Source organism: Leptospira haakeii (assembly GCF_002812045.1).
GTDB lineage: Bacteria > Spirochaetota > Leptospiria > Leptospirales > Leptospiraceae > Leptospira_B > Leptospira_B haakeii.
Window position 1 is genome coordinate 123,677 of record NZ_NPEG01000009.1, and the last position, 20,967, is coordinate 144,643.

At 39.4% G+C, this 20,967-nt stretch carries 22 protein-coding genes; 9 read left to right on the plus strand and 13 right to left on the minus strand.

All coding sequences use genetic code 11. From position 1 onward, the window contains the following. Positions 1-67 precede the first annotated feature (67 nt). The 3 genes from ilvB (at position 68) to CH377_RS14185 (ending at position 4,014) form a co-directional block, all read left to right on the plus strand. Positions 68-1,795, plus strand: coding sequence for a biosynthetic-type acetolactate synthase large subunit (gene ilvB, locus CH377_RS14175; protein WP_100724414.1), 1,728 nt, complete (start codon positions 68-70; stop codon positions 1,793-1,795). 213 nt (positions 1,796-2,008) lie between these two features. Next, positions 2,009-3,427: an anthranilate synthase component I family protein gene (locus CH377_RS14180; protein WP_100724415.1), complete on the plus strand. Its 1,419-nt coding sequence runs from the start codon at positions 2,009-2,011 to the stop codon at positions 3,425-3,427. Next, positions 3,424-4,014 carry an anthranilate synthase component II gene (locus CH377_RS14185; protein ID WP_100724416.1) on the plus strand — a complete coding sequence of 197 codons (591 nt, stop codon included), beginning with the start codon at positions 3,424-3,426 and terminating at the stop codon, positions 4,012-4,014. The genes CH377_RS14180 and CH377_RS14185 overlap by 4 nt, the downstream gene beginning before the upstream one ends. A gap of 1 nt (position 4,015) precedes the next feature. Here the strand turns inward: CH377_RS14185 and CH377_RS14190 are convergent, their stop codons facing one another. Both CH377_RS14190 and CH377_RS14195 read right to left on the minus strand, forming a co-directional pair. After that, complete coding sequence (locus CH377_RS14190) at positions 4,016-5,719, minus strand: hybrid sensor histidine kinase/response regulator (protein WP_100724417.1); 1,704 nt, start codon at positions 5,717-5,719, stop codon at positions 4,016-4,018. Positions 5,720-5,821: 102 nt separating this feature from the next. Next, the gene (locus tag CH377_RS14195) at positions 5,822-6,292 is read right to left on the minus strand and encodes an LIC13081 family protein (protein WP_100724418.1); all 471 of its coding nucleotides are present in this window, start codon (positions 6,290-6,292) and stop codon (positions 5,822-5,824) included. A 75-nt stretch (positions 6,293-6,367) separates the two neighbouring features. Here CH377_RS14195 and CH377_RS14200 point away from each other — a divergent pair, with 75 nt between their 5' ends. Genes CH377_RS14200 through CH377_RS14210 form a run of 3 tightly spaced genes read left to right on the plus strand, consistent with a single transcriptional unit; the run spans position 6,368 to position 8,906 of the window. Beyond that, positions 6,368-7,234, plus strand: coding sequence for a pirin family protein (locus CH377_RS14200; protein WP_100724419.1), 867 nt, complete (start codon positions 6,368-6,370; stop codon positions 7,232-7,234). Positions 7,235-7,242: 8 nt separating this feature from the next. Continuing rightward, positions 7,243-7,701, plus strand: coding sequence for an OmpA family protein (locus CH377_RS14205; RefSeq protein ID WP_100724420.1), 459 nt, complete (start codon positions 7,243-7,245; stop codon positions 7,699-7,701). Further along, the gene (locus CH377_RS14210; RefSeq protein ID WP_100724421.1) at positions 7,668-8,906 is read left to right on the plus strand and encodes a BaiN/RdsA family NAD(P)/FAD-dependent oxidoreductase; all 1,239 of its coding nucleotides are present in this window, start codon (positions 7,668-7,670) and stop codon (positions 8,904-8,906) included. The genes CH377_RS14205 and CH377_RS14210 overlap by 34 nt, the downstream gene beginning before the upstream one ends. Here the strand turns inward: CH377_RS14210 and CH377_RS14215 are convergent. The 7 genes from CH377_RS14215 to CH377_RS14245 form a co-directional block, all read right to left on the minus strand. Further along, positions 8,903-9,244: a VOC family protein gene (locus CH377_RS14215; protein WP_100724422.1), complete on the minus strand. Its 342-nt coding sequence runs from the start codon at positions 9,242-9,244 to the stop codon at positions 8,903-8,905. The two genes, CH377_RS14210 and CH377_RS14215, sit on opposite strands and share 4 nt — an antisense overlap. Beyond that, the gene (locus CH377_RS14220) at positions 9,241-9,522 is read right to left on the minus strand and encodes a GNAT family N-acetyltransferase (RefSeq protein WP_100724423.1); all 282 of its coding nucleotides are present in this window, start codon (positions 9,520-9,522) and stop codon (positions 9,241-9,243) included. Before CH377_RS14220 ends, CH377_RS14215 begins: the two co-directional genes overlap by 4 nt. Before the next feature lie 64 nt (positions 9,523-9,586). Then, positions 9,587-10,942 (minus strand): sensor histidine kinase, encoded by a 1,356-nt coding sequence (locus tag CH377_RS14225; RefSeq protein ID WP_100724424.1) that lies wholly within the window; start codon positions 10,940-10,942, stop codon positions 9,587-9,589. 324 nt (positions 10,943-11,266) lie between these two features. Next, positions 11,267-11,704, minus strand: coding sequence for a DoxX family protein (locus tag CH377_RS14230; protein ID WP_100724425.1), 438 nt, complete (start codon positions 11,702-11,704; stop codon positions 11,267-11,269). Between the two features lie 103 nt (positions 11,705-11,807). Further along, entirely contained in the window at positions 11,808-12,257 is a 450-nt protein-coding gene (locus CH377_RS14235; protein ID WP_100724426.1) for a MarR family winged helix-turn-helix transcriptional regulator, read from the minus strand. An 83-nt stretch (positions 12,258-12,340) separates the two neighbouring features. After that, entirely contained in the window at positions 12,341-13,162 is an 822-nt protein-coding gene (locus CH377_RS14240) for an aldo/keto reductase (protein WP_100724427.1), read from the minus strand. A 61-nt stretch (positions 13,163-13,223) separates the two neighbouring features. Then, the gene (locus tag CH377_RS14245) at positions 13,224-14,573 is read right to left on the minus strand and encodes a hypothetical protein (protein WP_100724428.1); all 1,350 of its coding nucleotides are present in this window, start codon (positions 14,571-14,573) and stop codon (positions 13,224-13,226) included. 62 nt (positions 14,574-14,635) lie between these two features. On the opposite strand from CH377_RS14245, the gene CH377_RS14250 reads away from it, so the two are divergent. After that, positions 14,636-15,196, plus strand: coding sequence for a hypothetical protein (locus tag CH377_RS14250; RefSeq protein ID WP_243402050.1), 561 nt, complete (start codon positions 14,636-14,638; stop codon positions 15,194-15,196). 44 nt (positions 15,197-15,240) lie between these two features. Here the strand turns inward: CH377_RS14250 and CH377_RS14255 are convergent, their stop codons facing one another. Beyond that, positions 15,241-16,128, minus strand: a complete 888-nt coding sequence (locus tag CH377_RS14255) for an LIC_13029 family protein (protein ID WP_100724430.1) — start codon at positions 16,126-16,128, stop codon at positions 15,241-15,243. Between the two features lie 137 nt (positions 16,129-16,265). On the opposite strand from CH377_RS14255, the gene CH377_RS14260 reads away from it, so the two are divergent. Both CH377_RS14260 and CH377_RS14265 read left to right on the plus strand, forming a co-directional pair. Beyond that, the gene (locus tag CH377_RS14260) at positions 16,266-17,288 is read left to right on the plus strand and encodes a DUF2804 domain-containing protein (protein ID WP_100724431.1); all 1,023 of its coding nucleotides are present in this window, start codon (positions 16,266-16,268) and stop codon (positions 17,286-17,288) included. Further along, complete coding sequence (locus tag CH377_RS14265) at positions 17,248-18,423, plus strand: acyltransferase family protein (protein WP_100724432.1); 1,176 nt, start codon at positions 17,248-17,250, stop codon at positions 18,421-18,423. Before CH377_RS14260 ends, CH377_RS14265 begins: the two co-directional genes overlap by 41 nt. On the opposite strand, the gene CH377_RS14270 is transcribed toward CH377_RS14265, so the two are convergent. From CH377_RS14270 to CH377_RS14280, 3 genes are read right to left on the minus strand one after another with little or no spacing between them, the layout of a single operon-like run. Continuing rightward, positions 18,420-18,788, minus strand: coding sequence for a response regulator (locus CH377_RS14270; RefSeq protein WP_100724433.1), 369 nt, complete (start codon positions 18,786-18,788; stop codon positions 18,420-18,422). The two genes, CH377_RS14265 and CH377_RS14270, sit on opposite strands and share 4 nt — an antisense overlap. Before the next feature lie 18 nt (positions 18,789-18,806). Further along, complete coding sequence (gene cheB / locus CH377_RS14275; protein ID WP_100724434.1) at positions 18,807-19,853, minus strand: chemotaxis-specific protein-glutamate methyltransferase CheB; 1,047 nt, start codon at positions 19,851-19,853, stop codon at positions 18,807-18,809. Between the two features lie 6 nt (positions 19,854-19,859). Next, positions 19,860-20,861 (minus strand): chemotaxis protein CheA, encoded by a 1,002-nt coding sequence (locus CH377_RS14280; protein WP_244283713.1) that lies wholly within the window; start codon positions 20,859-20,861, stop codon positions 19,860-19,862. Between the last annotated feature and the right edge of the window lie 106 nt (positions 20,862-20,967).

A 20,967-nucleotide genomic window follows, 5' to 3' on the forward strand; every position in this document is an offset into this window, starting at 1 on the left:
TCGAAAAGCCCCTCTCGGCGTAAAGCCGAGGGGGGCTTTTTTTATTTCTACACAGTGTGAGGCAAAAATGGAAACGATTACTGAAAAAAACAAAGCCTGGCTTAGAGAAGATAAGGTTCCCCAGAACGGAGCCGAACTGATCGTTGCTTATTTAAAAAGAAGAAGGATCCAAAATGTATATGGGATCCCTGGCGGCGCTAATTTACCCTTATACGATGCGCTTCATAATAGTGGAATACGTCATATTCTTGCAAGACATGAACAGGGTGGAGGATTTATGGCTCAAGGAGAAGCCAGAGTCACTAAAAAGCCCGCAGTTTGTCTGGCTTCCTCCGGTCCAGGAGTTACAAATCTGATTACCGCAGTTGCGGATGCAAAGTCTGATTCTGTACCGTTAGTCGCAATTACCGGCCAAGTGCCTTTGTCTCTCATTGGAACGGATGCTTTCCAAGAGATAGATACTTACGGATTATCTTTACCTATTACTAAAAAAACTTACTTGGTCCGTTCCGTATCGGAACTTATCCGTGTTTTGCCGGAAGCATTTCAAATCGCGGAAGGCCCAAGACCGGGCCCTGTTTGGATAGACGTTCCCAAGGATATACAGGCTTCTCCTATTTCACTTTCTATGTCCCAGATAGAATCTATTTGGAATTCTCAGGAAGAAACAAATTCTCCTAAGATCTTTATATCTGAAGCGGATAAACTTAGATTTTATTCTATATTAGAAAATTCTAAAAAACCTGCTTTATATATAGGAGGAGGGGTTAAGGGCTCGGGTTCAGAAGAACTAATCATGAAATTGGCGGAAGCTCAGGATATTCCGGTAGTTTGTACATTGATGGGCTTAGATTCTTTTCCCCAAACTCACGAATTGTCTTTGGGAATGCTTGGAATGCATGGCGCTCCTTATACGAATCGATTATTGTCGGAATCAGATCTTCTTCTGGCGTTTGGAGTTCGTTTTGATGATAGAGCCACCGGAAAATTGGAAACATTCTGTCCGAATGCAAAAGTGATCCATGTGGACATCGATTATAAGGAGATCGGAAAGTTAAGAAAACCCGATTTTGGATTTTGTTCAGATCTGAAATACTTTTTGGAGAATATGGGAGAATTTCCAATTCGCAAAAGAGAAGAATGGAGAGAACAGATCCGTTCTTATAAAGAATTATATCCTTTGAATTCTATTTCTGCTCCTAGAGGTTTTTCTCCTCAGGATATTATTTTATCCGTTGCTAAATTTTTAGGGCCGAATGCAAGGATTAGCACTGATGTAGGCCAGCACCAGATGTGGGTGGCTCAATATTATCCGTTCCAGAAGAGCGGAACTTTTTTGACTTCTGGAGGACTAGGCACTATGGGATTTGGTCTGCCGGCTGCGATCGGAGCTTCACTTGCAGATCCTAATTCTAAGATCGTTTGTTTTTCCGGGGATGGATCGATACTGATGAATATTCAGGAATTGGATACTTTGAGTGAACTACAATCGGATCTTAAAATTATAATATTCGATAATAGAAATCTGGGATTGGTTCGCCAGCAACAGAATCTATTTTATGGAAGTAGATATAATGGGAGCGCTTATCCTTCTCATTCTAAATTTTCTAAAATCGCGAATGCTTTTGGAATTTCCAGTTTAGATCTGGGAGAAGAAGGAAAAAGTCTGAATGACCTGGAAACTTTTCTGAAAGAGAAGGGGCCAGGGCTGATCGTTGTTCCGATTGATCAGGATCTTCAAGTTCTTCCAATGGTTCCTCCTGGAAAAAGTAATTTGGAGATGCTCTTAGGTTGAGTAGGAATTCCTACAGCCAATTCTTTTTGATTCAAGCTTCCTTGTGCGAGATTTCGTATAAGGAAGCTAAAACTCTATTTGTTTGCCCTTCTGTTTTATCCAATATTTCCTTTCTTCTCTCTAGGTGGCCCTCCCGGGCCTATTTATATTTATATTCAATTTTTATAATTTATACCCGAATTTTCAAAATTTGGGGGACTTAAGGAGAATATTATGTCCATCGAAATACAAAATATTAGAAAAGAAGCGAATTTACTTTTCCCGAGACCAATCCTTCGACCTTTTCCTTTAAAGGAAGACTGTGTATTGGAATTTTTCCAAAAACTAATGGAGGAAACCGAAATAGCGGTCCTATTCGAAAGTCTGGGACCTGAATCGGATAATTCCAGATACAGTTTCATTTCAGGTTTTCCAAAGAGGGTATTTAAAGCAAAGGGAGATAAATTAGAATGTGACGGGAATGAGATCGGGAAAGGAAATCCTTACCAATTATTTTCCGAAATTTTTCCTCCAAGAAAATCTTTCTTAGAATATACCGAGGCTGGTGGAGGCGGCTTGTACGGGTATCTTTCCTATGAGGCTGCAAATGATATGGAGCCGAGTCTTATGCTGAAAGAACATCCTAAATTTCCTAAGTTCTGTTTTGCTTGGATGGAAGACGGCATTCTTTTGGATAGAAGAACGGGAGAATCCAAATATTTTCATTATGGAATAGATAGATATTCCTTGTTTGAAGGAATTTATAAAAAGAAAACTCCCGATAAAGGGACATTCCGGTCAGTAGATTTAGGTTTTTCTAAAACGAAAGAAGAACATAGATCCATGGTGGATGAAGTTTTAGAAGAGATCCGAGATGGAAATACATTCCAATGCCAAGTAGGTTTTAGAAAAACATTTTTAATTGGTGAGGGACAAACCGCTGAAGCAAAAAAGAAAGGGGATTTCGAGTTATATAAATCGGTTCGAAAAATAAATCCTTCTCCATTTATGTTCTTCATGAGTTTTCCCGGGGAAGTTCATCTAGGCGCAAGTCCCGAACTTCTATTTAGATTAAAAGACGGGCTTGCCGAAAGTTTTCCTTTGGCAGGAACCATCCGAAGGGGAGCAAACGAAGAAGAAGATCAAAAATTTGCACTTCAACTTCTCTCGGACCCGAAAGAGATTGCAGAGCATAATATGCTTGTGGATCTACATCGAAACGATCTCGGTAGAGTTTCCAAATTCGGAACTGTAAAGGTGAGAGATTCTTTCGCTCTCAAAAGATTCAGCCATGTACAACATCTATCTACTGAGGTTTCGGGCATCCTTCGAGCAGGCCAGGATATGTTTTCGGGTTTAGCTTCTTCTTTTCCTACAGGGACGTTAAGCGGTGCTCCTAAAATAGAATCCATGAAGATCATTCATAGAATAGAGAATGATCCGCGAGGGCCTTATGGAGGAGCTGTAGGCAAATTCGGTTTTGATGGAAATTGTTCCTTCTGTATTCCGATCAGAAGTTATTTCAGAAAAGAAGAAGAGGCAGTGATTCGAGCCTCCGGAGGGATTGTTATGGATTCAGATCCGGATGCAGAATACCAAGAAATCGGCCATAAATTAGGGGCGATTTTGAAAGCTATGGAGGCAGCTCAATGAAAGTATTATTAGTAGATCATCACGATTCTTTTTCTTATAATCTATTCCAACTTGTTGGAGAAATACTGGAAGAAGAGTTTCCTTATAGATTTAGATTAGATGTGATCCGTCAAAATGAAACGGATGTTTCCAAGATCCTAAAGGAGAGATACGATAGAATTTTACTTTCTCCTGGGCCTGGAACTCCGGAGGATCCTGAATATTTTGGCTGTTCTATGGAAATTCTAAAACAATTAGGAGGAGAGATCCCGATATTAGGGGTTTGTCTTGGAATGCAAGGGATAGCTCATTTTGCGGGAGCAAATATTATAAAAGCAGAATATCCCATGCACGGAAAAATTTCCGAAATCAAAACGGATGAAAAGGGAGTTTTCCAAGATCTTCCCCCCAATCTAAAGGTGATGAGGTATCATTCTTTAATGGTAGATGAAAATTCTCTCGGAAAAGAATGGGAAAGAACTGCTTATGCTGGTTCAGAACTTATGGGGATCCGTAATCGAGAGAAAAAAATGGAAGGCGTCCAATTCCATCCTGAGTCTTTTGCGACTGAAGGAGGAAGAAAAATGCTTTCTAACTTTCTAATATAGCTTACGATGCTAGGGAGGAGGGAAGAAATTTTAAAAATTCCTGGATCCTTTCTCCCAAATCTTCTATCCGGAAAGGTTTTCCTAGATAATCATCCATTCCAGCTTCTGCGCAAGCTTTCCTGTCTTCGGCACTGTCGTGAGCGGTGACGGCTATGATCCAAGGAACCTTTCTGGTGCTCGGTTTTTTCTTTAAGATCCTTGCTACTTCGAGTCCGCTTAACTCGGGCATTTGTATATCTAAAAGAAGAAGGTCCACATCGTTCTCCTCCCAATATACCAAGGCCTCTATCCCGTTGGAAACGACCGAGCCGTTTAATCCTAATTTTTCCAACATCTTTTGGATCAATCTTTGGTTAACAAGATTATCTTCTGCTATTAGGATTTTTAGATCTTTATGATCAGAGAAATCGAATTTGATTCGATTTTTAGATTCAGCGATTTTAATTTTTTCGACGAGATTTGCTTTCGGAAGAGTTAGTTCTAAAGTAAATTTAGAACCTTTCCCCACTTCACTTTCTACAGAAATATTCCAATCCAATGCCTCACAGACACGTTTGCAGATAGAGAGTCCTAAACCAGTTCCACCATATTTTCTAGAAATGGAAATATCAGTTTGAGAGAACGCTTCGAATAAGGTCGGGATACGATCTGCTTCTATGCCTATACCTGTATCTTTTACACTCAAAGAAAGAGTAATGTCTGTTTCACTTTCTTTTTCTATGTCCAACTCTACGGTGACCCCGCCTTTTTCCGTGAACTTAAGCGCATTAGAAACTAAATTAGAAAGAATTTGTCTAACGCGGATAGAATCAGATTTAACGTCTATATTCTCTCTCGCAGGAGGAAGAATTGTTTTAAACGCTAATCCTTTCTTGAATGCTTTGTCGGAAGCTTCTTCTGCATATCTTTCCAAAAGAGAAATTAAATCGAATTCTTTAAAGCTGAAATGTAATGAGCCTGATTCAGCCTTACTAAAATCGATTACATCATTGATCAATCGGATTAGATGTTCTGAACTTTCAGTCAACGAATCCAGATATTCTTTTTGAAGTTCAGAATTACTAGTTTGATTTAGTAGGTCCACCATTCCTAGAATACCATGTACCGGAGTTCTAAGTTCATGGTTCATATTGATAAAGAATTGTTCTTTAGCTTTTTGTAATTCTAATGCTACAGATTGTAGCTGGATCAGTGCCTGAGATTTAGCATCTAACTCCATAAAGGAAACAACTGAATTTGCCAATGCTTCTAAAGCTTGGATCTCGGCGCTTGATAACTTTTTAGGTTTTGTGTCTATAACACATAATGTTCCTAAAACATAACCATCTGGAGTTCTTAATGGAGCTCCTGCATAAAATCTAATATTTGGATCAGCTAAAACAAGGGGGTTTTGCTGGAATCTTGGATCTATTGAGGCATCTTCTACAATTATGGTTTTATTCTCGTAAACCGCAAATTGACAAAAAGAAATTTGTCTAGGCGTTTCAGGGGCAGCTAAACCCATTCTTGCTTTGAACCATTGCCTCTCTGAATCAATAAGGGAAACTAATGCGATTGGCGTCCCACAAATTAGGGAGGCAGCCTTTATGATCCCGTCGAATTTTTCCTCGGGAGGAGTATCTAGAATTCTATAACGTTTTAATGCTTGTACCCTTTCTTCTTCGTTTTCTGGTAGGGGAGCGACGCTATAAGGAAGGTTTTCCATAATGAAATGTGATATTATTTAAGACTAAAAAATAATGCGGCATATTCTCCTTTTTGAAAGCAAAAACACAAGGATTTAACTTATCGGAGATTATTTTAAGGATCAATCATGGATAACCTGAAAATTACGAATTCCTAAGGTTTTGCCTTGAGAAAGGATCTCTTGCAGTTTTCGGATGTCCTTTCGTGTATTTTCGAACACCTTGGAGAATATCCAGAATCGAAAAACTTTAGAAAACCCGGATAATTCCATCTGGCTTGTAAAAAGGATCTTAGTATCCGTATCGGAACCTTTCGGGTCCGGGTAAAAGGAGAAAGTCTCAGTCTGATCCGAAAATTTGCTCTTAATCCGTATCACCAATCTACTCGGGTACTTAGATTCTAAAATTTGGTATTCGAACTTCCATGCGAAAAACCAAAATTTTGTTTTCACTTGAAAACTAGTAGTACTTTCATTTTTTTTAAAGGAGAGAATATTCCCTGACCAGTCAGGCAAACGTTCGAAATTAGAAACGTAATCGAACGCTCTGCTTAAAGAAATCGGCACAGTAAAAGCAATAGTAGTCGTCGCCATGGAAACTTCTCTCTTTCTTTAAAAAGAATTCCCTTAGGATCCTTTTTTGAGTCCAATGTATTATAGAGAGGAAATATGGGTTTTAGACGAATAACCGGAACAAGAATCGCCGAAAAAACTATGGAAGGTGGAGGATTTCCAGTCCGAAGACCATTCCCAGTTCCGCAATTTTCTTATTGGGACCCGTTTTTACTTTTGGATGAAATGGGACCTGTTACTTACGAACCAGGAAAAGCAATAGGTGCTCCTGATCATCCTCATAGAGGTTTTGAGACCGTTACGTATCTTTTATCCGGAGAAATGGAACATAGGGATTCTTGGGGACACGCAGGAAAATTAAAAGAAGGTGGGATCCAATGGATGACTGCAGGTGCAGGGCTTGTCCATTCAGAACTACCTTCCGCTGATTTTCAGTCCAGAGGTGGAAGGATGCATGGGTTCCAGATCTGGGTTAATCTCCCAAGGGATAAAAAACTTATTTCCCCGAATTATCAAGAGATGGATTCATCCGAGCTGCCAGTGGCAGAAAAAGACGGAGTTTGGGCCAAGGTAATTGCGGGAGACCTTTGGGGAACCAATGCGATCATCCAAACACAGACCCCGATCGTATTCTTTCATTTGAAACTTTCTCCAGGCTCTTATGCAGAAGTGCCAGTGCCAAAAGATTATAATATTTTAGCTTACCCATTTGTGGGTGCAGGTACTGTAATCGATACAGATGCTGAGCATGATCTAGTAGAAGGAGAGACAGTATTTTACCAAGGCGGAGAAGGTAGTATAGGCCTTCGCGCTCCCGAAAATTTTGCCTGGGAAGTTTTGATCCTAGGAGGTCAACCTTTGAACGAGCCTGTGGCACGTTATGGCCCTTTTGTGATGAGTACCCCTCAAGAAATACAACAGGCTTTTGAGGATTATTCCGCAGGAAAAATGGGAACAATATAACCAACTAAATGGGGCCGTTCTTTATCCTGATTTGCCTATTGGGAGGAGCGGCTCTCTACTTTCTAATTCCTCGTAAAAAATCTAGAAAGGAAATTATAAAGCAAGCTCAGATACGAACTCTCGAGCCGAAGATTAAGGAGATTTCCTTTTTCTTCTCCGCAGGTGGAAGTGAGATTATTTCCCCATCCGGTGCAAGCTTGTTGGAACTTCTACAAACCTGGAAGGATCTGGAAAATCCGATTACTATCCAGGGTTGGACTGACGATTACGGAACCCCAGCCGGAAATCGAAAATTATCCAAAGATAGAGCTATGGAAGTGAAACGATTTTTGGAAAATTCAGGAATCGGAAAAAATCGTATTTTAGTTTCTTTTCACGGTACGGACCCTCAGAGTATAGGAAACAAGAACAAGGATCTTTTTAGGAGAGTGGATTGTACTCTGGTTCCTCAAAAAAAGTCGCAGTGATCGGTGGTGGGGCCGCCGGTTTTTTCGGTGCGATTCAAACCAAAATTCTTTCCGAAGGAAAAGTCTCCGTATCTCTTTACGAAAAATCTCCAAATGTACTTTCTAAAGTTAAAATTTCAGGAGGAGGGAGATGTAACGTCACTCATTCCTGTTTTGATCCGGAAGAATTATCTAAACGTTATCCAAGAGGAGAGAAGGAACTTAAAAGAGCATTTGAGATCTTTCAACCAAAGGATACGATCCGTTTTTTCGAATCCAGGGGAGTAAAATTAAAAACGGAGAATGATGGTAGAATGTTCCCCATCACCGATAATTCAGAAACTATCATTAACTGCTTACTAGAAGAAGCCAAAAAATCAGGAGTAAAGATCCAAACCAAAGTTTCTATATTGGGAATTTACAAAAATGAGGATCCAAATGGTAAAAGATTCAGGATACAAACAGAAGAAGGAGAAGAATATTTCGATTCAGTTCTGGTAGCAAGTGGATCCTCTCGTAAGGTTTGGGGATGGCTGGAAAATATGGGCCATTCTATAGAATCTCCTGTTCCTTCTTTATTTACGTTTGAAATTTCAGATCCTTTATTAGATGGATTCCAAGGACTTACGGTATCGGATGTAGAAATTATATTCAAAAATTCTAAACTAAAACAAAGAGGTCCTATTTTATTTACTCATTGGGGTTTGAGTGGTCCTGCGGTTTTGAAACTTTCGGCCTGGGCTGCTAGGGAATTATTCGATTCGGATTATAAGGCGGAACTACTTGTGGATTGGGTCCCGAATTATTCCAGGCAAGAGTTAAGAGAGATATTTTTAGAGAAGAAGAAGGACAGCCCATCTAAAAAACCGGGAGCTCGTTCCGAATTTGATCTTCCTTCTCGATTTTGGGAAAGAGTTTGGGAGAAGTCTTGTGGATCCGAAAAAAGATGGTCCGAAATTTCTTCTAAAGAAATCCACCAAGCAGAAGAGATCTTAAAAAGAACCGTGTTGAAAGTTTCAGGCAAGGGAGTTTTTAAAGATGAATTCGTGACCTGCGGAGGAGTTCGTCGCAAAGAAGTGGACTTTTCCAAAATGGAAAGTAGGCTTCATCCAGGGCTTTATTTTGCGGGAGAAGTTTTGGATATAGATGGGATCACAGGCGGGTTCAATTTTCAAAACGCATGGACCACTTCTTATATTGCCGCCAAAGCCCTAGCGGCAAACTAATTCCAAGGTTCCGGATAAGAACTAAAACCCAGACGATTTCCATCAGGGTCCTTAAAATATTTTGTATAATCAGTCTTTTCCATAAAGGAGTTCCCGAATAGGGAATCTATCCTTTCTCTTTCTTCTTTTTTTTGTGCTGAGAAGATGAGTGCATGGGGTGCCTTTGGCTCTTCTTCTTTTTCTATCATGATGCGAGTGGTTCCAGCTAAAAACCAGGAGGATCTGAGTTTGCCATCCCCAAAAAAATGGTCCTTTTCGAAGGAGAGGCCAGGGATAGTCATATAAAACTTTTTTAATGTTTCAGGATCTTGTGTGGAAATGGCTATATGATGGATCATTCCATAATCACCAAATCGGAATATTCAGGATGTCTTTTGAGATAAGTTTGCACGAAGGAACAGTTCGGGATGATCTTTTTGGTTTCCGCTCTTGCAGCTTTTAGGGCAGCCTCTGCAAGTAAGGATGCGATCCCTTTCCCTCTAAAATCAGTTGGAACAAAAGTATGATACAGATCCCAAACATGGGAGCCAATCTCTCTATAAACTAAATGGGCTTCTCTTCCGTCTTGTAGGATCAAGAATTTTTTGCCGGCAACATCGTGTTGGACTGGATTCATTTTGCCCTCTATGGATTCGACTCTATTGGGGAAGATTTAGTAGAGCTAAAACTATGGAATTCGATCAAGTTTTAAAAATCAAGCAAACCGAAGTCCCGCCCGTGTTTTTCAGATCTAGTTCCGCCTTGAGTTGGTTACATAAAGAACGAATGATCATCAATCCCAAAGAGGAATCTTGTTCCTGCTTTTTAGATGGAGTTTGTCCAAACCATTCTTGGATGGCTGGCATTCCAGCGCCGTCATCTTTAACTGTGAGATGGATCTTATTTTCTTTTACCTTTAACTGAACAAAAATATTCCCTTTTGCATCATTTGGAAATGCGTGCTTGAGAGAGTTTGAGATAAGTTCAGTCACAATTAGACCACAAGGGATTGCTTTCTCCATTGAAAGTTTGACGGGATCCATATCCGCTTCGAAGCCGATCCGATTCCCGGATGGGAAATAAGAAGTGACTAGATGTCTTAAAAGAGAATCCAAATAAGTTTTCATATCCACATTCGCGAATTTATCCTGCTTATATAGATGATCATGGATCATCGCCATCGCAGTGATCCTGCTCTGTGCCTTAGATAAAACTTCAGAAGTAGAAGATTCATTGGAATACATGTTTTGTAAGTTCAGCATTCCGGAAACAATCTGCAGGTTATTTTTAACTCTATGGTGGATCTCGTGAAGTAGTACTTCTTTCTCTCTTAGATTTTCTTCCAGGGTCCTTTCTATCTCTATTCTGGTCGCGATCTCTTTTTCTAATGTACGTTTAGATTTATATATATGAGCTTTTCTTAATCTAAGATTTGTAAGATATTCGTGTCTTCTCTGTACACTCTCCTGTAATCCTCTCATTAGGATAGTTAAAGGAACACATACTATCGTATTGGCGATCAGGAAGTTTAGGCCCACAACATATAATCTTTCCGGAGACATGGACCAAGGGAGGTTCAAGTAAAATTGAGCTCTGGATGCTATAAAGACTGCGACTATATTTGCGAGAAGCCCGAATAGGGAAGGGGTAAGACCAAATAGAACTCCTGCTAATACCGGAAAAGGAAATAGCCATAGTAATCCTCCTCCTTCTGGTCCTACGAATATTAAAAGAGAAAGCCCTAAACAATAATTCATTGTAAGGATCAAGGCCGCTTTGATCGAAAAATTGATTCTTTTGGCGAGTAGAAGGAAATAGATCAATCCTAATGAAAGCGAATCCACCCATAAAACTTCAGTTTTGCCTTCTGTCCAGGCAAGGTACACACTCGGGAAATATACGATGGTCCCGAGTATGGTCATACTAAATAAGATAGAAGTTAAGATGAGTTCTCTCCAATAGGAAAGTCCGGAAGAGACCGGAGCCTTTGGAGTTAAATATCCTTGGATCGATTTGAAAATCCGATCAAGTGGACCGGATTTTTTTCCTTTTTCCATAGTTGTTATAAATAGACTACAGGAATCTATCAAAACTATGATACTCTAGTTCGAATAAAAAGCGGAATGGAATTTTAATTGTTTCTATTTTCATAATGAATTATGTAAGATCCCGTTCTACCTTCTTTAAGTAATAGTCTGAAAAAAAATGAATACTAAATACTTGTGATTAGAATTCTGTTTTTTCGAAAATCTGGATCGTTTTTTAAAACAATTTTTCGTCCTGGAAGTTGCACGTTATTCGAAAGATCAGAACATTCTTTAGGTAAAAAAAAGAGGTCCGAAGACCTCTCTGAAGTTGGTAGTTAGGTATATATAATCGTTTTACTTTTTGGAGATTGCTCCATCTAAGGAAAGTTTTCCTCCTCCCTTGATCACCAGTGCTAAGGAGATTGCAACCATCAATAGATGGAATTCGAAACCTTCTCCCTTTTGGCTTCCTGCCCAGTTCATAAAGAAACCGTGCTCTGCATGAGGAAGTATTGCGACTGTCATCGCGACCGCGATCCCTGCTGCAGCTACTCTTGTAAGAAGACCTGAAAGTAATCCGACAGGTCCTAAAAATTCTGCGATGAATAATAGTATGACCAAGAAACCTGGGAAGCCTGCGCCGGTTAAGTATGCATAAGTTCCGGAGAATCCATATCCGCCATACCAGCCTAATACCTTTTGTGCTCCATGTGGGAACATCACGACTGCAAGTGTTACCCTTAGAATTAAGGATGTTATATCCGAGTCCGTTTTGAGAATTTTCTGAATCACGTTCACCTCCTGAATGGTTCGTGTTTATATAGTCTATTGTCTAATAGTTTATTATTAAAGTAATGGGCCGAAAAATCCGAAAAACATAGATCCCTACTTCATATTACGCGGATTTGAGTCCGACAGTCTTGCAGATCTGTCCTAAATTTTTGAGTTCTTCGTCGCTGAGGCAGGACATCTTGCCCTTCAACTGCTCCAAATAATCAGGGAAAGAAGTCCCGATAAGTTCCTTTCCTTTGTCGGTAAGATTAATGATAAAATAACGTCTGTCTTCTTCGCTTCTGACTCTGAGTACTAAACTTCTTTTTTCTAAGTTGTCTATGATCTGTGTGATATTTCCTTCACAGGAAAATATTTTTTGGCCGATCTCTTTTTGGCACATCGGACCAAGATGATAAAGAGTTTCCAAACATCCGAATTGGCCGCTGGTCAAATTATACTGGTTAAGGAATTTCTCCTCCATTGTGCGAATAGAATCTGCACAACGACTCAATTTGATATAGGCATCGAGTACCTTTATATCTCTAGGCTTTCCTTTATAATGAGTGGCCATAATACTTTAAGATTGAACTATTAATGTATAGACATCCCAGAAAGAAAAAAGTCAACAAAAAAAGAGACTAAACCCAAGTCTATTTAAGCCCCAGTTGGATCCCAACATGTCCGGAAGTTCTCATTCCAGGTTTCCATTTCTGCCAAATCCGATTCGTTCAGTTTAAAATCGAATACTTGGGAATTCTCCAATATCCTTTCTTTTTTAACCGATTTTGGAATCACAACTAATCCTTTGTCGATTGCCCAACGAATAAGAATCTGAGCAGGGGTTTTTCCGTATTTTGCGGCAAGAGTTATTAATTTTGGATCTGAAATTTTTTGGCCATGGGCAAGGGGGCTGTATGCTTCCAGAACTATATTATTTTTTTCGCAAGTATTCAGAAGTTCGTTTTGGTTTAAGAATGGATGGTATTCTACTTGGTTTACTGTAGGAATAATCTCAGCGTACTCGAATAATTCCTGTAAGTGAGGGATTGTATAATTGCTTACCCCTATCGCTCGAACTAAACCTTCTTTATAGGCCTTTTCTAATTCTTTCCAGGCTTGTTTTCTGGTTCCCGCTACAGGAAAATGGATTAGATACAAATCTATTTTATCAAGTCCTAGATTTTGTAAGGATTCATCCAAATACTTGCGCGGATTTTTTTGGTCACTATTCCATAGTTTTGTTGTGATAAATAATTCCTTTCTTGGGATCCCGCTTTTTTTGATAGCTTCTCCCACATCTGCTTCGTTTCCGTAAATTTTAGCAGTGTCTATATGTCTGTATCCGAATTCTAATGCATTCAAAACTGAATCTATACATTCTTTTCCGGATCTTGTTTTCCAAACCCCTAGGCCGAATACCGGCATCTCTACTCCGTTATTGAGTCGGATGGATTGATTTAAGGTTAAATTTTGCATACTTGTCCTTAGACTCCTTCGTTTTTAATTCCGATCTATTCTACATTTAAAACAAAGGGTTTTATTTTTTGGTAGAAGGAGCCAAATCGGAGAATGTTAGGGACTCTTCCCTAAGGCCCAAAACGGATTCCAATACATTCTCCGCGTATACTAGGTCACTATACCCGGGACCTTTTGGAAGCCAAGATCCCAAGGTTATAATTCCCAGAAGTTCAGCATCCCCTGGGAGTTGTTTACCGGAAAGATTAACACCCTGGACATTATACAAAAGATCCAAGAATGTTCTCTGTTTTAATCCATTAGAAGATTTTAATGCAACACAAAGTATCTGATTGTCTTGTTCCATTCGTATCGTGCGTACATTTCGGATAGAAGAGAGCGGGATACTTCTTTCCTTATATAATAAACTGCTTAAGATAGGTATCCTGGTGGAATAACGAAGTTTTAATTCGAGTGAATTTGCGACTACTTCCGTTTTTTTGAATAGAATAAAGACGGTCATCACAGTAGTAATTCCCAGAAAGAAAATAGAAAATGGGACTAGGAAGATTAAAAAGACCAGATTTCCGGAGTTCTCCCAGAAAGAATTTACGACTGTGAACCACGCTCCATAGAATAGGGCTGGGACCAATAATGTGATAAATGTTTTTCCTATAGATTTAGGTTCTATAATTTCTATTTTGGTCCCTTGGTCTTTCGATTCGGTTTTGACCCAAGCAGAAGGTTCTATCTTTTTAGGATCTTGTATATGAGGGATATTTTTTGATTCAGGATTGGTAAGTCTTAGATCTGATCTGTCCAAAACAGGCAAAGGAAGTTTTGTTTTAAAAAATTCTAAACCTTGTTTAAGGGAATTCCCATCTCTAAAAGTTTCTAATAAAATACAACTTCCATCTCTATATACCAAGTATAAGTCCCAGTATTTCCAAGTGCTATTCGTATTGATGCTTGACCCGGTAGATGAGGATCTTTCTGCTCTGAATAAGACCATATAGGATATAAATTCTGAAAGTGGAAGTTCTACGTCCGATTTGCCTGTTTCTCTTAGGGAAAGTAAAGAAGTGTTTGTTTGGATTTCTATCGTTTTAACTATATGAGATGCTTTTCTGTAACTTCTCATCGTAATGATAAAAATAGTAACGAGCGAAATGCAGAAAAAGAATCCGAAACCTGGGAAGAGTTTATCTTCTGTCGTTAAGAACAATACACCGAAAAATAAAGAAGCAATACTTCCGAATACACCGAAAGCCAAAATCCCGATAACGAATATACATCCGCCAGAATAAGGATTTTTAGTTTCCTTAAGAATACCATCTGTTCCAGAGATCCAAGAGTCCAAACTCATAATAAAACGTCCTGAGAATAGAGAAGACTCTATGAAAATCAATTTTAAAACGAATCCTTCTTGCATTTTGATTCGGATCGGATTCTTTGTTCGTCATGCAAATTAGTACTGCTATTTCGGATTTAATATTGGCAATCTTCGCCGTATGGGCCGGTCTTTCCGTCCAGTCTTCCGCTAAAGGAAATGTTTCTAAAAAAGGAGGAGCCTACGGTCTTTTTCTAATTGGATTAGGCGCTCTTCTTGGAGTGGTTTTCTTTTTGGGCGGAGATTGGATCAGCCCAATTTATAGACCTATCGTGCATATTGCGGGAGTGGTTGGAGTTCCTTGGGTCGGGATCGCTTTTTTTAATGCAGGTTTCGGAAAGATAAACGGTAAAACTTGGAACCTTCTTAGCTTAATCCTATTGGTTTTAGCTATATTAAGTTATCTTTATCCTTTGGGTTTATATGCCACCTTGATCGGAGCAATTGCATTGATCGCTGTTTTGGTAGTATGTGTCCAAAAATACAAAGGTTCTCATAAGACGGCTGCATTGTACGGGATTGCAGGTGCTTTGCTCTTCATTCTATCCGGACTTGTGATCGGAACGGTAGGAACGATCGCAGGATTTCCTAGAGTGGATCTATTCCATTATGGATTAGCTGCTGCTTCTTATAGTCTAGGATATTCTTTAAAAAGAATAGGTTAATTTTAAAGAGCGCCGCGGTTTTACGCTGCGGCGCTTCTCTTCTTTTAAGCGGGGATTTGTTCGGAAACTTGGGTTACCCAAGACGAATAATAGTTAGATAGGGTCCTAAGGAACATCAGGTCCATATCATTTTCCGTTCCAATGGCGCGTAATGCGTTTGCGTATTGTGTCCTAAAATCGGTTAGAGGTGCGGTTTCTTGGATATGATTTCTCATAGACTGGGCCTGTTCCGGGCCAAAGCCGTATTCAGTAGACCATTTATCGATCAGAGTCCCACAATTATACTTTCGGGAAAGAAGTATCTGGGCCAAAATATTTCTGAACATATTTTCGATAGAAACAATTGTGATCTCCTTATGATTGATAGAGATCTCGGTGATGATCTCATCCTTCTTATCAATCACTGCCTTAGAAGTTCCCATCTTATTGAAAAATTTAGAAAGATCGTTATACGCTCTAAAATGTTTTAAGATCAGTTCCCTATCTTTTACATCCACAGTTCTTTGGTCTTCCGGGTGACTCATCTCTTGAAGGATAGATTCTATCACTTGGAACATGATATCGAAAGTGAACTGAGTGGACTTACCTAATAAATATCTGATCTCATTCTGGAATGCAGCATGAACAAACGAAAAGAATGCCTCTAACTTCTCAGGATTGAGTACGGTAGATGTCTTGAATACCGAGATCATATCCCGAACGAATTTGGCTCTGTCTAGGATTGGGAATTGTTCCGGGTGATTGGAATGGGTACGGATAAAAGTCTCTTTGACTACTTTAACCGAGCCTCCCCGGACCTCATCACTTCGAAATAAAACTCGATAGAGAAGAACTGAGATCTCTCGGGAAGTTTTTTTATCTTTCAGAGTTTTTAAGTCAGAAGCTTCGAGAATTTCTCTGCTTCCTGCTGGCTTGCTCTGGATTTCTCCCATGAATGGTTATGCCGATATTCCCGAACGATTGTTAGGTCGATCTTGGTATGAAAAAGTTAATTGTAAAGCAGATTTGGTTGATGAGGTAGAAATCCCATTGATTTTTCAACTAAGCGTTCGAAAATCGAGCGAAATCTATGCAAAAAATTATCGGACCCGAAAATCAAGTACACTATGGAGTTTGGGATGGTCCGATCGAATTCAATCATCATGATTTTACTCTTCTGGATTTTTTCGGAAAAGAGATCAAAGGGCTCAAAAAGAAGTTCGCTTTCCATTCTTTCAATTATCTAGGGATCATGATGGAAGACTGCTTGGTCGGAATTGCGGCCGTGAGTCTTGGATATGCGTATAACGTGTTTGCGTATCTGTATAAATTCGATCAGGGTAAGGTCTATGAATTTGATGTAAAAGGACCCGACTTAGGTCTTGCCTTAAAATTCCCTGCTAATCCAGATGAATACGAGATCTCTTTCAAAAAGGGGAAGTCCTTCTTAAATATTCGAAAGTCTCATTCCGAAGGAAAACTTCTACTCGATGCAAACTTTGGAAATAAATTGGAGATCTCTGGAGAATTCCCATATTCTCTGATCACTCATAATCCTCTTAGAGTTCTAAATCCTTCCGAGCCAAGTCGTTGGACATTCACCGAAAAATGTTCTCCTTTGGTGCCTGATCGTATCAGTGTAAAATATGAGAAGAAGGAACTAGTCCGAGATCCTTCCAGAACCACCATGGTCTACGATTGGTCCGGTGGTTATTTAAGAAGGGAGACAAATTGGTATTGGGCTGCGTTCTCTTCTGTGCTTCCGGATAGGACCAAGATAGGCGCCAATTTTGCGGCTCTAGTTAATGAAAGTTTCTTTCCGGAAAATGCTTACTGGATCGATTCAGAAAGGCAAAGGGTCAGTAGATGTATATTCGATTTTTCTCATAAAGATCCGTATAAACCATGGAGACTTTGGGACGAAGATGGACGTATTCGTTTAGAATTCGAACCAAAGGGAGAAAGAAGAGAAAAGGTAAATCTGATCTGGACTAAATTATATTTCAGACAATTTGTAGGAAAATTTTCAGGAAGTTTTAGACCGGAGAAAGGAAGGGAAGTCCAGATCAAAGATGTCTGGGGTTTCACTGAATTCCATCGGTCCCTTTGGTAGTATTCATAATTTGAAATCCGAAAATCCGATCCGTATCTTATCCATAGATCTTTTGAGAGGTCTGACTGTGGCAGGGATGATCCTGGTAAATAATCCAGGCACCTGGTCTAATATGTATTGGCCTCTTAAACATGCCAAATGGGACGGATGTACTCCGACTGATTTGGTGTTTCCTTTTTTTCTTTTTGTGGTCGGTGCTTCTATTCCTTTCTCTGTATCCAATGGAATACAAGAATTTCCTAAAATACTAAAACGCGCATCTATCCTGATCTTTCTGGGATTGTTTTTGAATTTTTTCGGAGAATGGAGTTTTTCTAATCTTAGATTTCCTGGAGTTTTACAGAGAATAGGATTCGCTTATTTTTTCGGAGCGATTGTATATCGTGAAAAAAATCTAAAATTCAGGATCTTTCTATTTTTAACATTACTAATATCTTACTGGTATTTGCAGGAATTTGTTCCTCCTCCCGGAGCTTTGGAGCCAAGCATGAAAGAAGGAAAGGATTGGGGAGCCTGGATAGATAGAGAAATTTTTGGCCAAGCACATCTATGGAAATTCGGTAAGGTCTGGGATCCGGAAGGACTTTTAACTTCTTTTACATCTGTTGTTTCAGTATTCTGCGGGATTTTTGCAGGGGAATTTATAAAAGTTTCTTCTGAGAAAGAGGAATCTCTTCTTTCTATTTCCGGAAAAATAGCATTGGGCTCTTTAGTCGTATTGTTTGTGGGTGGAATTTGGGGAATTTATTATCCGATTAATAAAAGTTTATGGACCGGAACTTATTCTTTATGGACCGCAGGCTGGGTCTTGCTTGTTATTTCTTTATTTTTAATTTTAGAAAAATTTAATAGATTTGGATTCCGGTCTTTGCAAAGTTTTCTTCTTCCTTTCGGAAAGAATGCTCTGCTTGTGTTTTTCGGTTCGGGGATTTTTGCCAGAAGTTTAAATATAATTATGGTCTCTTCTCCGGAAGGGAAAAAAATCCCTTTGAAAAATCTGATCTACCAGGAATATTATAAAAGCTGGATAGATTCTCCGGAGTTGAGTTCCTTTCTTTATTCTATAACCGTGCTGATCTTATGGTTTTCGATCCTTTTCTTTTTGGATAAAAAAAGACTGTATTGGAAAATTTAAGAACCGATCAGATGTTTTACTGCTGCGAGAAGGTCCTCATCGTTAAAAGGTTTGATCATCCACCCCTTTGCACCTGCTTCTTTTCCTTGTGATTTCATTGCGTCGCTGGACTCGGTAGTCAGGATTAGTATTTTCATACTTTTTCCTTTTTCCGTTCTTAAAACTTCCTTAGTGAGTTCTATTCCGGTCCTACCGGGCATATTTACGTCGAAGATCCCTATGTCGAACGGACCTTCCGATTCTATTTTAGTAAGGGCCTCGTCAGGGCCTGCTGCCTTACATACGGAATAACCTTCTTCCGTAAGAGTGAAATCTAAAAGTTTTAAAACCGTGGGAGCGTCGTCTACGCAGAGTATCTTAGTCATTTTCTACCTTACCTTTGATTAATTATAACTGTTTGCTGTTCCGAAACATAACTCTGAAATTTTTTCAGGGATATTGTCTAATGAGATCTGTTCTTTTACTGCACCCATCTCGAAAGCTTCTCTTGGCATTCCATAAACTACGGATGTAGATTCGTCTTGTCCGAATGTCATTGCACCTTTTTCGGAAAGTGCCTTGAGTCCTTTTGCTCCATCCTTTCCCATTCCGGTGAGAAGGAATGCCGCGCAAAAAGAAGCTAATGGGGATTTTGAAATTGAATGAAATAATACGTCCACGGAAGGTCTATGTCCTGTAACCTTCTCCTTTTTATGTATTCGAATATTATAATATGGAGGATCCCCAAGCTCCATGTGATGATCTCCTCTTGCTACATACACGTTCCCTTTTGCGATGCTCTGGCCTTCTTGGGCTTCTTGGATCTTTAGAGGAGAAACGGAATCCAATCTTTCTGCGAACATCCCCGTGAAATATTCAGGCATATGTTGTACGATCAAAATAGGAGGGAGTTCTCCGGGGAGATTTCGAAGTAAATATTCTATCGCTTGTGTTCCGCCTGTAGAAGCCCCGATCGCAATCAGTTTAATCTTAGAAACTACGGATGAGTCACGAGCTTTTGTTTGAGAGGACTTTTGATTTCTATTTAATACATCGGAAACATTTGTTTTGGCGCAGGCTCGGATCTTATTCTTAAGTTCCAGCATCATTCTCAGGAAATCTTCTTCACTTCCGTCCGCTTTTTGGACGAAATCTAAGGCTCCTGCTTGCAAAGAATCTAATGTTACCTTGGCTCCTGCTTCTGTGAAGGAGCTAAGCATGATAACTGGAATAGGAAATTTAGGCATAAGCCATTGTAGGAATTCTATCCCACTAATATCAGGCATTTCCACATCTAAGGTGATCACATCCGGTTTTGCTTTTAGAATTTCTTTCATTGCCTCAGTTGCAGTAGAAGAACCGACCACTGTGAATCTAGGATCATCTTGCAATTGGGAGGCAATTATCTCACGGACAATCCGATTATCGTCTATGATATACACTCTAATCATTCTAATTTAGGCCAATTTTTCCAAACTTAAATTTGAGTTTTCGCCGCTAGATGTAGAGGCTGCATTGCCATGGAATTTTTCGAATAGGAATTTGGTATCGAGTATCAAACTTACTCTTCCATTACCTAAGATAGTAAATCCGTTTACACCTTTGGCCTTTTGGATGGAAGAAGAAAGAGGTTTGATCACAATATTCTGATTTCCTAATACTTCGTCCACGAGTATGCCTAAAAATCTGTCCTCATTCTCCAAAATGATCAAGACAGGGTTTTTACTTTTATATTCTAACTTTTCCCTGAGCCCGAGTAGATCATTGATCCGTATTACAGGTATATAGATCCCTCTTAAGTCCAAGACCTCTTGGTCCTTATAAGGATGGATTAATTTTTGATCTTTTAGACTGACCAATTCACTGATTTCTATCGTAGGTAAAGTGAGATAAGTTCCTCCCACTTCGAAAACTGTTCCTTCGATAATCCCTAAAGTAAGTGGAATTCTTAAAATGAAAGTGGTGCCTTCTCCTTTTTTTGAGCGTACCTCTACTTTACCGTTTAGCTTTTTGATATTTTGAAGAACGATATCCATTCCGACACCTCTGCCGGAAATATCAGTGAGTTTTTCTGCGGTAGAGAATCCTGGAGTGAATATGAGCTGGAAAACTTCCTTATCACTCATTTCATCTGGATTTCCTTTTAAGATACCTTTTTCTCTGGCTTTATTAATGATCTTTTCTCGATCAAGCCCTCGTCCGTCATCCGCTACTAGGATCCAGACTTCGTTTGCGGATTGCCTTGCTTGTAAGCGGATGATTCCTTTATCTTTTTTGCCTAGTTCCGCTCTTTCTTCCGGAGTTTCTAGACCGTGATCGATAGAATTTCTTAATAGATGGATGATCGGATCTTGGATGATCTCTACTACGGATTTATCTACTTCCGTATCTTCTCCGCCGATCTTGAAATCCAATCTTTTTTGCGAACGTTTTTGTAAGTCTCTTACCAACCGATTCATTTTTTGGAAGGTGGAAGATAGAGGTACCATTCTCATGGATTTCATGGGAGAATTAGTAATAGCAGAGTCTAACGTGATCCATCATCCTGAACTGGAAGGATTAAGG

Excerpts from the sequence above, each read along its gene's own strand:
- ilvB (WP_100724414.1), top strand. The coding sequence starts at position 68 with ATGGAAACGATTACTGAAAAAAACAAAGCCTGGCTTAGAGAAGATAAG.
- CH377_RS14180 (WP_100724415.1), top strand. The coding sequence starts at position 2,009 with ATGTCCATCGAAATACAAAATATTAGAAAAGAAGCGAATTTACTTTTC.
- CH377_RS14185 (WP_100724416.1), top strand. The coding sequence starts at position 3,424 with ATGAAAGTATTATTAGTAGATCATCACGATTCTTTTTCTTATAATCTA.
- CH377_RS14190 (WP_100724417.1), bottom strand. The coding sequence starts at position 5,719 with ATGGAAAACCTTCCTTATAGCGTCGCTCCCCTACCAGAAAACGAAGAA.
- CH377_RS14195 (WP_100724418.1), bottom strand. The coding sequence starts at position 6,292 with ATGGCGACGACTACTATTGCTTTTACTGTGCCGATTTCTTTAAGCAGA.
- CH377_RS14200 (WP_100724419.1), top strand. The coding sequence starts at position 6,368 with ATGGGTTTTAGACGAATAACCGGAACAAGAATCGCCGAAAAAACTATG.
- CH377_RS14205 (WP_100724420.1), top strand. The coding sequence starts at position 7,243 with ATGGGGCCGTTCTTTATCCTGATTTGCCTATTGGGAGGAGCGGCTCTC.
- CH377_RS14215 (WP_100724422.1), bottom strand. The coding sequence starts at position 9,244 with ATGATCCATCATATAGCCATTTCCACACAAGATCCTGAAACATTAAAA.
- CH377_RS14220 (WP_100724423.1), bottom strand. The coding sequence starts at position 9,522 with ATGAATCCAGTCCAACACGATGTTGCCGGCAAAAAATTCTTGATCCTA.
- CH377_RS14225 (WP_100724424.1), bottom strand. The coding sequence starts at position 10,942 with ATGGAAAAAGGAAAAAAATCCGGTCCACTTGATCGGATTTTCAAATCG.
- CH377_RS14235 (WP_100724426.1), bottom strand. The coding sequence starts at position 12,257 with ATGGCCACTCATTATAAAGGAAAGCCTAGAGATATAAAGGTACTCGAT.
- CH377_RS14240 (WP_100724427.1), bottom strand. The coding sequence starts at position 13,162 with ATGCAAAATTTAACCTTAAATCAATCCATCCGACTCAATAACGGAGTA.
- CH377_RS14245 (WP_100724428.1), bottom strand. The coding sequence starts at position 14,573 with ATGCAAGAAGGATTCGTTTTAAAATTGATTTTCATAGAGTCTTCTCTA.
- CH377_RS14255 (WP_100724430.1), bottom strand. The coding sequence starts at position 16,128 with ATGGGAGAAATCCAGAGCAAGCCAGCAGGAAGCAGAGAAATTCTCGAA.
- CH377_RS14260 (WP_100724431.1), top strand. The coding sequence starts at position 16,266 with ATGCAAAAAATTATCGGACCCGAAAATCAAGTACACTATGGAGTTTGG.
- CH377_RS14265 (WP_100724432.1), top strand. The coding sequence starts at position 17,248 with ATGTCTGGGGTTTCACTGAATTCCATCGGTCCCTTTGGTAGTATTCAT.
- CH377_RS14270 (WP_100724433.1), bottom strand. The coding sequence starts at position 18,788 with ATGACTAAGATACTCTGCGTAGACGACGCTCCCACGGTTTTAAAACTT.
- cheB (WP_100724434.1), bottom strand. The coding sequence starts at position 19,853 with ATGATTAGAGTGTATATCATAGACGATAATCGGATTGTCCGTGAGATA.
- CH377_RS14280 (WP_244283713.1), bottom strand. The coding sequence starts at position 20,861 with ATGAATCGGTTGGTAAGAGACTTACAAAAACGTTCGCAAAAAAGATTG.